Source organism: Stenotrophomonas sp. PAMC25021, from assembly GCF_004795795.1.
GTDB classification, from domain to species: Bacteria; Pseudomonadota; Gammaproteobacteria; order Xanthomonadales; family Xanthomonadaceae; genus Stenotrophomonas; species Stenotrophomonas muris.
Window position 1 is genome coordinate 1,840,598 of record NZ_CP039255.1, and the last position, 14,805, is coordinate 1,855,402.

At 69.0% G+C, this 14,805-nt stretch carries 10 protein-coding genes; 5 read left to right on the plus strand and 5 right to left on the minus strand.

What is annotated here, in order from left to right; all coding sequences use genetic code 11:
• Nucleotides 1-4 precede the first annotated feature (4 nt).
• Both E5790_RS08715 and E5790_RS08720 read left to right on the plus strand, forming a co-directional pair.
• Nucleotides 5-910: a recombination-associated protein RdgC gene (locus E5790_RS08715; protein ID WP_005411825.1), complete on the plus strand. Its 906-nt coding sequence runs from the start codon at nucleotides 5-7 to the stop codon at nucleotides 908-910.
• 59 nt (nucleotides 911-969) lie between these two features.
• On the plus strand, nucleotides 970-1,749 hold the full coding sequence (locus E5790_RS08720; protein WP_111205511.1) for a SprT family zinc-dependent metalloprotease: 780 nt from the start codon (nucleotides 970-972) through the stop codon (nucleotides 1,747-1,749).
• A gap of 326 nt (nucleotides 1,750-2,075) precedes the next feature.
• Here the strand turns inward: E5790_RS08720 and E5790_RS08725 are convergent, their stop codons facing one another.
• Nucleotides 2,076-2,942 (minus strand): methylglyoxal synthase, encoded by an 867-nt coding sequence (locus E5790_RS08725; RefSeq protein WP_014035467.1) that lies wholly within the window; start codon nucleotides 2,940-2,942, stop codon nucleotides 2,076-2,078.
• 166 nt (nucleotides 2,943-3,108) lie between these two features.
• On the opposite strand from E5790_RS08725, the gene E5790_RS08730 reads away from it, so the two are divergent.
• Nucleotides 3,109-5,517, plus strand: a complete 2,409-nt coding sequence (locus E5790_RS08730) for an ATP-binding protein (protein WP_049442527.1) — start codon at nucleotides 3,109-3,111, stop codon at nucleotides 5,515-5,517.
• Here the strand turns inward: E5790_RS08730 and E5790_RS08735 are convergent.
• From E5790_RS08735 to E5790_RS08745, 3 genes are all read right to left on the minus strand, one after another.
• A complete protein-coding gene (locus tag E5790_RS08735; protein WP_041862916.1) occupies nucleotides 5,503-6,948 on the minus strand; it encodes an FAD-dependent oxidoreductase in 1,446 nt (481 codons plus the stop codon). The genes E5790_RS08730 and E5790_RS08735 overlap by 15 nt on opposite strands.
• A gap of 61 nt (nucleotides 6,949-7,009) precedes the next feature.
• Nucleotides 7,010-11,464, minus strand: a complete 4,455-nt coding sequence (gene gltB, locus E5790_RS08740) for a glutamate synthase large subunit (protein ID WP_049442525.1) — start codon at nucleotides 11,462-11,464, stop codon at nucleotides 7,010-7,012.
• 174 nt (nucleotides 11,465-11,638) lie between these two features.
• Entirely contained in the window at nucleotides 11,639-12,028 is a 390-nt protein-coding gene (locus E5790_RS08745) for an I78 family peptidase inhibitor (protein ID WP_014035471.1), read from the minus strand.
• A 111-nt stretch (nucleotides 12,029-12,139) separates the two neighbouring features.
• Here E5790_RS08745 and E5790_RS08750 point away from each other — a divergent pair, with 111 nt between their 5' ends.
• Entirely contained in the window at nucleotides 12,140-13,195 is a 1,056-nt protein-coding gene (locus tag E5790_RS08750) for a DNA topoisomerase IB (protein WP_111206357.1), read from the plus strand.
• Here E5790_RS08750 and E5790_RS08755 read toward each other — a convergent pair.
• Complete coding sequence (locus E5790_RS08755; protein WP_111206355.1) at nucleotides 13,173-13,481, minus strand: hypothetical protein; 309 nt, start codon at nucleotides 13,479-13,481, stop codon at nucleotides 13,173-13,175. The genes E5790_RS08750 and E5790_RS08755 overlap by 23 nt on opposite strands.
• 217 nt (nucleotides 13,482-13,698) lie before the next feature.
• On the opposite strand from E5790_RS08755, the gene E5790_RS08760 reads away from it, so the two are divergent.
• Nucleotides 13,699-14,805: an SDR family oxidoreductase gene (locus E5790_RS08760; RefSeq protein WP_014645462.1), complete on the plus strand. Its 1,107-nt coding sequence runs from the start codon at nucleotides 13,699-13,701 to the stop codon at nucleotides 14,803-14,805.

Genomic DNA, 14,805 nt, shown 5'->3' on the forward strand with positions numbered 1-14,805 from the left:
TTCCATGTTCTTTCGCAACCTGACGTTCTTCCGTTTCCCGACCACCACCGATTTTTCCGAAGTCGACACCCTGCTGCCGCACGCCCTGCTGAAGCCGGTCGGCGCGCTGGAAATGAATTCGCGCGGCTTCATCTCGCCGTTCGGCCGCGAGGAGAAGGAACTGCTCTCCCACCGCATCGCCGAACACCTGTGGCTGACCGTGGGCGGCGAGGACAAGATCCTGCCGGCGGCGGTGGTCAACGACCTGCTCGAGCGCAAGCTGGAGGAGATCGAGGAGAAGGAAGGCCGCCGCCCGGGTGGCCGCGAGCGCAAGCGGATGAAGGACGACCTGCTGCATGAACTGCTGCCGCGCGCCTTCGTGAAGTCCTCGCGCAATGATGCCTTCATCGACCTGCAGCACGGCTACGTGGCGGTGGATACCTCCAGCCGCAAGACCGGCGAGTACTTCATGTCCGACATCCGCGGCCTGCTCGGCAGCTTCCCGGCGATGCCGCTGAACGCCGAAGTCGCACCGCGTTCGATCCTGACCGGCTGGATCGCCGGCGAGCCGCTGCCGACCGGGCTGAGCCTGGGCGAAGAGTGCGAGATGAAGGATCCGGTGGAAGGCGGCGCCGTGGTCAAGTGCCAGCACCAGGAACTGCGCTGCGACGAGATCGACAAGCATCTGGACGCCGGCAAGCAGGTGACCAAGCTGGCGCTGATCTTCGAGGACAACCTGTCCTTCGTGATCGGCGACGACCTGATCGTGCGCAAGCTGAAGTTCCTCGACGGCGCACTGGACCAGCTGGAGCATGCCGACGAAGACGGCCGCCGCGCCGAGTTCGACGCCCGCTTCGCCCTGCAGAGCGCCGAGATCCGCCGCCTGTTCCTGTTGCTGGAAGAAGCGTTCAAGCTCAGCAAGGCTGACTGAACAGGCACCCTGTGGGCCGCCGGTCATCCGGCGGCCCGAAGCAGCGCTATGCTGGGCGCATGAGCCGTCTGCTGCGCCGCCTGATCAGCCCGACCCCGCCCGCTACCGTGCAGCGCGACACCGTTCGCCTGCGCCTGGAGGATGCCGAGATCGAGGTGCTGCGCGTGCGCGATCCGCGCGCGCGCCGGATCAAGCTGAGCGTGGACGAGCGCGGCGCACGGTTGACGCTGCCGCCGCGGGCCAGCCTGGTGATGGGCGAGCGATTCCTGGAACAGCACCGCGACTGGTTGGCGCTGCAGCTGCGCCAGTACCAGAGCCAGGGCCTGCCCGCCCCGTTGCAGCCGGGCGAGGACGGCGTGCTGCCACTGCGCGGCGACCTGTTGCCGCTGCGCTGGCAGGAAGGCCGCTATGCGCGGCTGGAGATCGACGAACACGGCGCCTGCGTGCAGTGGCCGACCCGTGCCGGCGATGCCACCCTGCGCCGCCTGCTGCGCGAGTTCTACGAAGCACAGACCCGCGCCGATGTCGGCCGCTGGCTGCCGAAGTACCTGCCCACCCTGCCACGTGCACCCAGCCGCCTGCGGCTGAAGGTGATGTCTTCGCAGTGGGGCTCGCTGGCGCCGGACGGCAGCATGGCACTGGACCTGGCACTGGTGCTGGGGCGCCCTGAAGCATTCGAGTATGTGCTGGTGCACGAACTCTGCCACCTGATCCAGCCGAATCATTCGCCCGCGTTCTGGTACGAAGTGGAACAACGTTTCCCCGCGTGGCGCGAGCAGCGCGACTACTTCCAGCTGGAAGGGCGCAGGCTGAAGGCGATGCTTCGCCAGCTGCTGTAGAGCCGAGCCGATGCTCGGCTGACGCGCGTGGCGCGGATATCCAGCCCTCGCGATCGACAGCAGCCGAGCATGGCTCGGCTCTACAAAAGCGCGCGCAGCGCGCGACCCGCTCCTGCTCTTCCTTCTTTCTTCCGTGATGGGCACACAGGAAACTGTCCGTGGCCGGGCGGGGTGGGTTGCGCAGGGGCGTGAGCCGCATGGATGCGGCGACCGAGCTTACAAAGGACGTACTTGCAGCGACCCCTGCGCAATCCACCCCGCCCGGCAGAGCACGGCTTCTGATTTGAACGACCCACCACGAGGGGCTCAGCCGTTGGCCGAAACCCTCACCCCGCCCGCAACGCCGCCGCGGCCGCCCAGCGTGCCGCCACCCGCGGCGCCGTGATGCACACCGCCTGGTCGGTCACCGTCGTCACCGCGCGCTCCAGCAGCTGGATATCGGCCTCGTGCTGGCGTGCCACATGCGGGTCCTCGAAGAAGATCGCGCGCTGGCAGCGCCCCTCCAGCACCCGGTCGGCAATCTGTGCATCGCCGCCCATCGGGCCACTCTGGTAACGCGTCACCCACGGCGTATCGCTGGGCCAACCCCGGCTCCAGGCCAGCTCGTTCAAGCGCTGCCCGGTGGTGCCCGTCGCAACGCGTTGGCCAAACCGGGCCAGCACATCGAAGTGCTCGTCAGCGAAGGCCAGCATCGCCGGCTTCATCGCATCATGCGCGATCAGCGCCAGCGTCTGCCCCTGGAAGGCATGCAGGTCGTCGGCACCGGTGTCGGCAGCCAGCCCGGCGTGGATGCGCTCCACCTCGATCCAGTCGCGTGCAGTGGCCACGGTTGAAATGAACGGCTTGCCGTGGATCACGCACTGCCGCTTGAGCGCGGTTGCTTCCGGAAACACCGAGGACGGATCGACCGGGTCGATCAGGTAGATCGCACCGTCCAGTGTCCGCTCCGGCCCCATGCCGACCACTTCGGCCACCAGCTTCATCAGGCCTCCCTCGCGCCCGTAGGGATACCGGTGCAGGCCGCCGTAGCCGGCCAGGAATCCCTGCCGTTCGATCGCATCGTGGGTGCGCCCGACCGCATGCAGTGACACCCCCAGTTCGCGCAGGCCTGCCTCGCTGGCACGCAGCCAGCGGAACAGCGCCGCGCGCGCATCGTGGTGATGGAGACGGTTGGCAGCCAGGCCGATACGCATCGAGCGCTCCGTAGGACGGGTAGAAGCGGCAGTGTATGTCGGCATTCGCCGATGCGGATGCTTTTCCAATTTTTCTCATTGTCGCGGAAGCCTGCCTCGCTAGCGTGGCTGGCAGCGGTACCGCTGCGCGGCCGTGGTTCCTGCCCGCGAAATGAGGACGTCTACCGTGAATGTCGCCGGCCGCCGCGCCGTCGCCGCCGTCATGGCATCGCTGTTGCTGCCCGGCATCGCCGCTGCATCCGGTTGCACGGGCCCCCTGCAGGTGGCATGGCGCTCCGACCGGCCGCCCCTGTCATACAGCCAGCAGGGCGAGGTTGCCGGACTGGCCGCGGATTACCTGCCACTGCTGGGCATGCAGGCGGCGCAGCATGCGAAGCCGTTGCCTGCGACGGTACTTACCGAGGGAGCACTGCCGGCCGGCACCCAGGTGCTGCTCGGCTGGCCGCGCGCACAGCTGCCGACAGGCTGGGTGGCCAGCAGGGCCTACCTGGAGGTGCCGCAGGTGATCGTGCGGCGCGAGGGCGCCGCTGCGGTGCTGGGGCTGGAGGGCCTGCGTGGCCGCAGCGTGGCCAGCCCGGACCGGCTGCCGCTGGAGCCATTGCTGGCCGAGCAGGCCCCGGGGGCGCAGCTGCTGGCCCCTGCGCCGCTGGACCACGCGCTGTCACTGCTGCGTGCCGGGCTGGTCGACGCCGTGGTCGCCAATCTCGCTGAACTGGAGGCCGCGCTCCGCGCGGAGCCAGGCGATGCTGTGGTGATCGCGGCACCCGCGGGCTTCGGCGATGCACTGGTACTCGCGGCCGTGCCGGCCTGTGCCGAGGTGGTCGCTGCTTTCGACCAGCGGCTCCTGCAGGAGAGCGATGCACATCGCGCGTCGAGCCGCAGCGCCTGGCTGCCGGACCGGCCACGCGCGCGGCTCACCGGTTCGGCGCTGCGCTGGCTGGTGCCGGCGTCGCTGATCCTGCTCGCGCTCGTGCTGCTGCATGCCTTCGGCTACTGGCGCGTGCATCGCGAGAGCGTGCGTCGCCGCGTGCTGGAGCAGCGGTTGCACGACGTCACCGCGAACCTGCCGGCGGTGGTCTACCAGGCCCGCCGTTCGGCAACCGGCCACTACAGCCTGGCGCAGATCGCCGGTGACGTGCAGGCGCTGTTCGGGGTAAGCGTGGAGACTGCGCGGATCGACCATCTGCAACTGCTGGCCGCGGTGCATGCCGACGACCGCAGCCGGGTGATGGCGTGCATCGAAGCGGCCGCGCTGGTGCGCGGTCCCATCGACGTTACGTTCCGCACCCGGTCGGCGCAGGGCTGGCGCTGGGTCCGCTCGCAGGGACGACCGCTGCAGTGCGATGACAGCAGCGTGGAGTGGAGCGGCTACTGGTTGGATGTCAGTGAAGCACAGGCGCGTGCAGTAGCGCTGGCCGAGGCGCGCCGCGCGGCCGAGCAGGCGGCGCTGGCCAAGAGCCATTTCCTGGCGACCATGAGCCACCAGATCCGCACGCCGATGAGTACCTTGCTGGGCATGCTGGAGCGATTGGCTGCCAGTGACCTGGATGCGGGCCAGCGGCAGGTGCTGACCACCGTGGGTGATGCCGCGCAGATGCTGCGGCAGATCCTGGACGATGTGCTGCACAGCCAGCGCCTGCAGCCAGCGCCACTGCAGCTGCGGCCGACCGATCTTGCGGCGCTGGTGCGCGCGGTGCAGCAGCTGTTGATGCCCGTCGCGGCCAGCCGCGGCCTGCACCTGCACAGCGAGATCGACCCCATGCTGCAGCAGTGGTCGCTGGCCGATGGGCTGCGCCTGCGCCAGGTCCTGTTCAACCTGGCCGGTAATGCACTCAAGTTCACTCTGCAGGGAAGCGTGGTGCTGCAGGCCCATGTGCTGCAGCAGCGCGATGGCGGGCAGCGGTTGCGCCTGCAGGTGACCGATACGGGCGTGGGCATCAGCATGGAGCGGCAACAGGCGGTATTCGCTGCCTACGAGCAGGCCGAGACCTCGACCACGCGCCGCTTTGGTGGCAGTGGGCTGGGCCTGTCGATCTGCCGCGAGCTGGCGGCATCGATGGGGGGCCAGCTGCACCTGCGCAGCGCGCCGGGCAAGGGAACCACCGTATGGCTGGAACTGGTGCTGGCGGCCTGTGCGGCACCGACGGTGGTACCGGTGCTCACGACGGCCGTGCAACGGCCGCTGCCGCCGGCGCGGGCACTGGTTGTTGAAGACCATCCGACCAACCTGCAGTTGCTGGTACAGCGCCTGCGCGAGCTGGGGCTGCAGGTACACGCCTGCGACGACGGCCAGCAGGCATGGGAGGCCTGGCAGGCGCAGCCCTTTGATCTGGTCATCACCGACTGCCATATGCCGCACATGGACGGCTTCGCGCTGGCACGGGCGATCCGTGGCGATACCTGTGCCATCCGTGCGCAGGTGCCGATCGTCGCGCTGACTGCCAGTGTGCTGGAACGCACGCGCGAGGCCTGCCGTGATGCGGGCATCGACCATTTCCTGGCCAAGCCGGTGGCGCCGTGCGAACTGCGCGCGCTGCTGGAGGAGCTGCTGTTGCCGGACTCAGTGCGCCAGTAGGCGGACGATGCTGGCTGCGGCATCGCGGCCTTCGGCCACGGCGGTCACCACCAGGTCTGCACCGCGTACCGCGTCGCCACCGGCGAACAGGCGTGGATGCGCGGTCTGGAATGGCAGGCGGTCCTTGCCCCCGGCGACGATGCGGCCGTTGGGCTGGCCTTCCACCCCCAGGTCCGCCAGCCACGCCGGCACGCTCGGCGAGAAGCCGAAGGCGATGATCACCACGTCTGCTTCCAGCAGGGATTCACTGCCTTCGATCGGCACGGCGTTCTGGCGGCCATTGGCATCGGGCTCGCCCAGCCGGGTTTCGACCACGGTCACGCCGATCACTTCATCGTCGGCGCCGGCTTCGATCGACAGCGGCTGGCGGTTGAACAGGAAGCGCACGCCCTCTTCGCGCGCATTGGCCACTTCGCGAGCGCTGCCGGGCATGTTGGCTTCGTCGCGCCGGTAGGCGCAGGTGACCTTGGCCGCGCCGAGGCGCACCGCGCTGCGCACGCAGTCCATGCCGGTATCGCCACCACCGAGCACCACCACCCGCTTGCCGTTGAGGTCGGGCAGGGCGATGGTGTCTTCCCAGCCGGCAATCGGCCGGCCCTTCGGGTCATCGCCGCCGACGATGCGGCTGTTCTGCACCAGGAACGGCAGCGCCGGCAGCACGCCCTTCAGGTCCTGGCCGTCGAGGCCACCATCGGTGTAGCGGTAGGCGCCGGTACCGATGAACACCGCATCGTGGGTGTCCAGCAGCTGCTGCACGCTGAGGTCGCGGCCGATCTCCACGCCGAGGCGGAACTGCACGCCCATGCCCTCCAGCACGCCGCGGCGCCGGTGGATCACGTCCTTGTCCAGCTTGAAGCTGGGAATGCCGAACTGCAGCAGGCCGCCGATCTGCTCGTAGCGGTCATAGACCACCGCGGCAATGCCGGCGCGGGCCAGGCGGTCGGCGCAGGCCAGGCCCGCGGGACCGGCCCCGATCACCGCAACGCTGCGGCCGGTCGGCTGCACCGCGCCCAGGTCAGGGCGCCAGCCGCTGGCCAGCGCGGTATCGACGATGTATTTCTCCACCGCACCGATGGTGACCGCACCGAACTCTTCCAGCGTGCAGCTGCCCTCGCACAGGCGATCCTGCGGGCAGACCCGGCCGCACACCTCCGGCAGCGGGTTGGTGCTGTGGCACAGCGTGGCGGCTTCGTGGATGCGGTTCTCCTGCACCAGCTGCAGCCACTGCGGAATGGCGTTGTGCACCGGGCACTTCCAGCTGCAGTACGGGTTGCCGCAGTCCAGGCAGCGGCCCGCCTGGTACTGGGCGTCCTCCTTGCCGAACTTTCCGTACAGCTCGCCCCAGTCGCCGGACGTGCGCAGTTCCACCGGGATGCGCTGCGGCATGGTGCGGGGCAGGTCGAGGAACTGGAAGGCGTGCTTGCGGCTCATGGCGGGCTCTGGAATGCGGGGGGGAACGTTGCCGGCCAGCGGCCGGCACTACCGGAAAACATCACGCGGCGCGTCGCAGGGTTTCGGTCAGCGACTCGATGCTGGCGGCCTTGGGTTTGACCAGCCAGAACTTGCCGATGTAATCGCGGAACTCGTCCAGGATCTGTTGTGCCCAGATGCTGCCGGTCAGCTCGCGATGGCGGCCGATCAGGCGGTGCAGGTGCTGGCGGTAGTTCTCGAAGCCTTCGGCGGACACGCGATGGATGTCGATCAGCTCGTGGTTGTAGCGGTCGACGAAATCACGGTCCACGTCCAGTACGTAGGCCAGGCCGCCGGTGAAGCCGGCGCCGAAGTTCAGCCCGACCTTGCCCAGCACCAGCACCACGCCATCGGTCATGTACTCGCAGCAGTGGTCACCGGCACCTTCGACCACGGCCAGCGCGCCGGAATTGCGCACCGCGAAGCGCTCGCCGGCGCGGCCGGCAGCGAACAGCTCACCGCCGGTGGCACCGTACAGGCAGGTGTTGCCGATGATGGCGGTGCTGCGTGCCTCGAAGCGCGCGCCACGCGGCGGCCGCACCACCAGCCGGCCGCCAGCCATGCCCTTGCCGACGTAATCGTTGGCTTCGCCTTCCACTTCCAGGTGCAGGCCACCGACATTGAAGGCGCCGAAGCTCTGCCCGGCGCTGCCACGGAAGCGCAGTTCCAGCGGTGCCTCGGCCATGCCCTGGTTGCCGTGCGCGCGTGCCACCGCACCCGCCAGGCGGGTACCGATGCTGCGGTCGGTGTTGTGGATCAGGAAGCGATGCTCGCCGCCGCGCTTGTGCTCGATGGCCGGGGCCAGCAGGCCATCCATCTGCGTGGCCAGGCTGTCCGGCGATTCGTACAGGCGCTGCGCGGCGCAGTGGCTGCCCTCGTAGCGGCTGTCGGCCAGCAGGCGCGACAGGTCCACGCGCACGCCGTCGCGCGGCGCGGATTCGATCTGGCGCAGCAGGTCGGTACGGCCGACGATCTCTTCCAGCGAACGCGCGCCCAGGTAGGACAGCCAGCCACGCACTTCCTCGGCCAGCAGCCGGAAGAAGTTCTCCACGCGCTCGGGCTGCCCGGTGAAGTGGTTCTCGCGCAGGCGCTCGTCCTGGGTGGCCACGCCGGTGGCACAGTTGTTGAGGTGGCAGATGCGCAGGTACTTGCAGCCCAGCACGATCATCGGCGCGGTGCCGAAGCCGAAGCTGTCGGCGCCCAGCAATGCGGCCTTGACCACGTCCAGCCCGGTCTTCAGGCCGCCATCGGTCTGCAGCAGGGTACGGCCGCGCAGGTCGTTGGCGAGCAGCGCCTGGTGCGCCTCGGCCACGCCCAGCTCCCACGGCACGCCGGCATAGCGGATCGAGCTGACCGGCGAGGCACCGGTGCCGCCATCATGGCCGGAGATGGTGATCAGATCCGCACCGGCCTTGACCACGCCCGCCGCAATCGTTCCGACGCCGGCATGGCTGACCAGCTTCACCGACACCAGCGCGGTCGGGTTGACCTGCTTGAGGTCGTAGATCAGCTGCGCCAGGTCCTCGATCGAATAGATGTCGTGATGCGGCGGCGGCGAAATCAGGCCGATGCCCGGGCGCGCATAGCGCAGCCGCGCGATCAGTTCGTTGACCTTGTGCCCGGGCAGCTGGCCACCCTCGCCGGGCTTGGCACCCTGCGCGACCTTGATCTGCAGCACCTCGGCATTGACCAGGTACTCGGCGGTCACGCCGAAGCGCCCGGAGGCCACCTGCTTGATCTTGCTGCGCCTGGCGGTGCCATAGCGTGCGGGGTCTTCACCGCCTTCGCCGGAATTGCTGCGGCCCCCCAGGCGATTCATCGCAATCGCCAGCGCTTCATGCGCTTCCGGTGACAGGGCGCCGAGGCTGATCGCCGCGGTATCGAAGCGCGGGAACAGTTCGCTGGCCGGGGCCACTTCATCGAGCGGTGCGGGCGTGGCGGCAGGGACCAGTTCCAGCAGGTCACGCAGTGCCGAGGGCGGGCGCGCATGCACCGCATCGCAGTACTGCTGCCAGGCACGCGGATCGCCGCTGCGCGCCGCGCGCTGCAGGGTGGTGACCACGTCCGGGTTGTACATGTGGTACTCGCCGCCGTGCACGTACTTCAGCAGGCCGCCGACATCCACGTCCTGCTGCGCGTCCCACGCCTGCGCGCACAGCTCGCGCGCGTCGGCATCCAGGCGCGCGAAACCCGCGCCACCGATGCGCGAAGCGGTATCCGGGAAGCACAGATCGACGACCTCCGGTTCCAGGCCGATGATCTCGAACAGCTGCGCGCCGCGGTAGCTGGCCACGGTACAGATGCCCATCTTCGAGATGATCTTCGACAGCCCCTTGTAGACGCCCTTGCGGTAGCGGCGGCCGATCTGCGACTGCTCACCGCCCTTGCTGAGCTTGAGGATGCCGCGGCGGCCCAGGTCGAACAGGGTCTGGTAGGCCAGGTACGGATACACCGCCGTGGCGCCGAAGCCGAGCAGGCAGGCCATGTGGTGCGGGTCGCGCGCGGTGCCGGTCTCGACGATGAGATTCACGTCGCAGCGCAGGCCCAGCCGCGAGAGGTGGTGGTGGATGGCGCTGGTGGCGAGCAGGGCATGCACCATCGGCCGCCCGGCCACCGGGTAGCGGTCGGACAGCAGCAGCATCACCATGCCTTCGCGCGCGGCCTGTTCGGCCTCGGCGCAGATGCGCTCGATGCCGGCACGCAGGCCCTCGTCTTCGCTGTAGGACAGGTCGAGCAGACGGTTGGCCTGCGCGTACTGGTCCATCTTCAGCAGCTGGCGCAGCTTGCGCTGGCTGAGCACCGGCGAATTGAGGATGACGTGGTTCACCGTCTCCGGACCGGCATGGAAGATGTTGGTCTCCTTGCCGAGCTGGGTGGACAGGGACATCGCGCAGTCTTCGCGCAGCGGATCGATCGGCGGGTTGGTGACCTGCGCGAAGGCCTGGCGGAAATAGTCGTACAGCGGGCGGCTGCGCTGGCTCAGCACCGCCATCGGCGTGTCGTCGCCCATCGAGCCGGTGGCTTCCTGCTCGGTCTCGGCCAGCGGCCGCAGCACCTGCTCCACTTCCTCGCTGCTGAGCTGGTACAGCTTGTGGTAGCTGCGCAGGGTGGCTTCGTCGAACGGCTCTTCCACCAGCGACGGGTCGATCAGTTCGGTCTGCAGGTAGGTCACGCCCTGCTGCAGCCACTGCTTGTAGGGCGCGCGGCCGCGGTTGATGCGGTCGACCGCATCGGAGTCGAGCAGGTCGCCGCGCTTGAGGTCGATCGCGATCATTTCGCCGGGGCCGAGCTTGCCCTTGCGCACCACCCGCTCGGTGGGCACTTCCCACACGCCCGCTTCAGAGGCAACCAGGAAGTGGCGGTCGGCGGTCAGCATCCAGCGTGCCGGGCGCAGGCCGTTGCGGTCGAGGGTGCAGACGGCGTAGCGGCTGTCGCAGGCAACGATGCCGGCCGGGCCATCCCACGGCTCGCTGTTCAGGCCGTGGAACTCGTAGAACGCGGCCAGGTCCGGGTCCTTGAACTCCAGCGACTGGGTGGCCGGCGGCACCAGGATGCGCAGCGCCTGGATCAGCTCCATGCCACCGGCGACCATCAGTTCCAGCATGTTGTCCAGGCTCTGCGAGTCCGAGCCGTGCATGGAGATCACCGGGTCGAATTCGGCGATGTCGAAGCGCGGCGTCTTCCACACCTTGCTGCGCGCCTGGGCCCAGCGGCGGTTGCCTTCGATGGTGTTGATCTCGCCATTGTGGGCGAGCATCCGGAACGGGTGGGCAAGCGGCCAGCGCGGCAGCGTGTTGGTCGAGAAGCGCTGGTGGAACACGATCGCGCTGGAGGCCAGTTCGCGCCGCTGCAGGTCGGGATAGAAGCGGCTGAGCTTGTCCGGCAGCACCATGCCCTTGTAGCTGATCGCATCGGGGGTGAGGGTGGTGACGTAGAAATCAGCGTGATCGCGCAGCTGCTGCTCGCTGCGGCGACGGGCCAGGAACAGCGCCAGCGCGAAGCCGGCATCGTCCTGGCCGACACCGGCATCGACGAACACCTGTTCGATGCGCGGCAGGGTATCGCGCGCCAGCTGGCCGCAGACGCTGTCATCGGTGGGTACCTCGCGCCAGCCGGCGACCTTGCAGCCGACCGCTTCCACCTGCGCCTGCAGCTGGGTACGGCAGGCGTCGGCGGCCTCGGTGTCGTGCGGCAGGAACACCAGGCCGGCAGCGAAGCGCGCGGCGGTGGTGATGCCGGCTTCGCTGGCCAGCAGTTTCAGGAATGCATCGGGGCGGCGCAGCAGCAGGCCACAGCCATCGCCGGTCAGGCCATCGGCGGCGACGCCGCCACGGTGGGTCATGCGCGAAAGCGCGGCGATGGCGGTATCAACCAACAGGCGCGAAGGTTGATCGTCGAGCTGGGCGACCATGCCAAATCCACAGGCATCGCGCTCGGAGCGCGGGTCGTAAAGCCCTTGGCGGTTGCGGGGGGCCATCTCTACCTCGATGCGTATAGGGTTGGCGGCGACACTCGTCCCCGCTCATTCCCTGGAGCGCATCGTGAGGCCACCGGATGCCTCGACTAGATCACAGGTTGCTGCAGCGCCGCAATACACGGTTGCAGGTGCAACAGAACGCGCCGGCAACCCCGTGCCGGCGCGGGGTCGCCCTCAGCCGCAGCGCACGCCGCTGACCAGGCCCTTGTCGTCCACTTCGATGTTCAGGCGGTCGCCGAGGAATTCCATCGTGGCCACGTCGTTGGGCTTCATGACGCGCAGCTGGTGGGCACCGGCATCTTCCTGCGCCTGCTTGCCCAGCGCGTCGGCGTAGGCCTGGCCGACCAGGCTCTGCACCTGGCTGGCATCGCAGGTGCCGACCGGCGGTGCCTCGGTGGCCTTGCCGGCTTCGTCGGCCGGTGCCTTGGCGGCTTCGGCAGCCTGCTGGGCATGGGCCGTGGCCGAATCCTGTTCATCCAGCGCCGGTGCCTGGCAGGCGGTCAGGGCCAGCACGGCCGGCAGCAGCAGGGCGGAGAGCGAACGGGCGCGAATCGGGAACGACATCATGACTCCGGAAGGGATTGTGAAAGCCCGAGCATAGCGGCGAACCGATCCTCACGTGTTTGTCTTGTGTTATCGACAGGATCGCGGCAGCGCGGCAGCGACACTGCACGCATGCCGACCCCCTCTACCCCCGAACGACAGGCCGCGCGCGCTGCGGGCCTGCGCTATGTCGATGACACCCAGCCGGGCATCAGCCGGCGCCGCGCCGGCAAGGGCTTCAGCTACCGCGATGCCGATGGCCATGCGGTGCGCGATGCCGCCACCCTGCAGCGCATCCGCGCGCTGGCGATCCCACCGGCCTATACCGCCGTATGGATCTGCGCCCACGCCAATGGCCATCTGCAGGCCACCGGCCGCGATGCCCGCGGGCGCAAGCAGTACCGCTACCACGCCGATTGGGCCGCAGTGCGCGACGCCGGCAAGTTCGACCGGGTGATCGCCTTTGGTGAAGCACTGCCCGCGCTGCGGCGCCGGCTCAGCCGCGATCTCAAGCACAGCGGCTTCCCCCGCGAAAAGGTGCTGGCGGTCGTGGTCGCGCTGCTGGCCGACACCCTGGTGCGGGTAGGCAATGAGTCCTATGCCAAGGAAAACAGATCCTTTGGCCTGACCACGCTGCGCAACCGGCACCTCGACCTGCTGCGCGGCGGGCGCGTACGGATGCGCTTCCGCGGCAAATCCGGGCAGCTGCACGAAGTGACGGTAGGTGACCGCCGGCTGGGCACGCTGGTGCGCGGCGTGCAGCAGTTGCCGGGCCAGGCGTTGTTCCAGTATCGCGACGACGACGGTGCCATCCAGCCGGTCGACTCCGGTGCGGTCAACGATTACCTGCGCGAGGTGATGGGCGAGGAATTCACCGCCAAGGATTTCCGCACCTGGGGCGGCACCCTGGCCGCGGTGCAAGCGTTCGCGGCCACCGAGTTGCCCGAACCGGCCAGCCAGCGTGCGCTGGCCAAGGTACAGCGTGAGGTGGTGTGCAAGGTGGCGACCCAGTTGGGCAATACCCCTGCGGTGTGCCGCAAGGCCTACATCGACCCCTGCGTGTTCGCCGGCTGGGAGCGCGGCGAACTGGCGGAACTGGCCGGCCTGCGTGGGCCGCGCCAGTGGGAACAGGCCACCCTGCGCGTGCTGCGCAGGGCGCGCCGGCTCAGCCGCAATAGATCGCGGTGATGTTGTTGGTGCGGCCCTTCTCGATGGTCAGGCGGTCACCGCCTTCGTGTGCCGGCGGCACGCGCGGGCCGTCATGGCGCAGCACCTGCACGTGCAGGCTGTCGCTGTCCACGCGCGCGCGCTCGACGGTTGCGGCGGAGGCGGCCAGGCCGAGCGCACCACGCACCCTGTCGCTGTGGCACTGGCCGGAAATCATGCCGTCGATCGGCTGCACCTGGGCCACCGGCGTGCTGCTGCAGGCGGCGAGGGCGAGACAGACGGCGGCGGTGGCGATGGCATGCTTCATGGAAGGGTTCCTTGGTGTGGTTGCGTGCAGCGTGCGACGGCGCACGTGGTGGCGGAATGAACACCGTGCACATCGTGGACACGGTGCGCTCACCCCCGCCAACAGCCTGGGTGGAGACACTGCAGTCGCGGCGGATGCCGCCCCCGGTACTGCGGCGCATGCGCCCGGTAGTGCCGGCCGCTGGCCGCCGATCCCATTCCCCCCCGAGGAGACCTGCATGGCCACCACCCGAAAGACCCCCGCCCGCCGCAAAGCCTCACCCAAGGTGCGCAAGGGCAGCACCGCGACCCAGACCGCTGCCGACCCCGCTCGCCCGCGGGTGGTGAAGACCGCAACCCGCAAGGCGGCGGCTGGTGATCCCCGCGCCGCCCGCGTTGCCGCCCGGCAGCGGCGCCTGCAGGATCAGGAAAAGGCCAAGGACGCCCGCGCGGCCAAGAAGGCCACGAAAAAGACCGCGACCCAGGCCGGCGCACGCCGCCAGCCGGAGGCCATGCCGGCCCAGCAGCTGGCAAAGCCGGGGCACGAACACGAACTGGAGCTGGCGCCGCGCTTCCTCGCGCCGGACTACACCGGCAGCGGCAAGCTGCAGGGCATGCGCGCGATCGTCACTGGCGGTGATTCCGGCATCGGCCGTGCTGTGGCCGTGCTGTTCGCACGCGAAGGCGCCGATGTGGCGGTCCTGCACCTGGACGAGGCCGAAGATGCCGACATCACCCGCCAGCACGTGGAGCGCGAAGGTGGCCGCTGTGTGGTGATCGCCGGTGACGTGCGCGACCCGCGCTTCTGCAACAAGGCGGTCAAGCAGGTGGCCAAGGCCTTCGGTGGCATCGACATCCTGGTCAACAACGCCGCGTTCCAGCTGCACTGCGAGCGGCTGGAGGATCTGGAAGACGCGCACCTGCAGGAGACGCTGCAGACCAACATCGGCGGCTACATCCAGATGGCGCGTGCGGTACTGCCGCATCTGGGCGAGGGCGCCAGCATCATCAACACCGGCTCGGAAACCGGACTCTTCGGCAGCAAGGCGCTGATCGACTACTCGGCCACCAAGGGCGCGATCCATGCGTTCACCAAGGCCCTGGCCAGCCAGCTGCTGCCGCGCGGCATCCGGGTCAACTGCGTGGCGCCGGGGCCGGTATGGACGCCGCTGAACCCGGCCGACAAGCAGGCCGGGGATGTCGCCGAGTTCGGAAAGGACAGCGACATGGGCCGGCCTGCACAGCCTGAAGAGCTGTCACCGGCGTATGTGTTCCTGGCCTCGCCGGTCTGTGCAAGCTACATCAGCGGGGCGATCCTGCCGGTGATGGGTGGGCCGCGCGGCTGA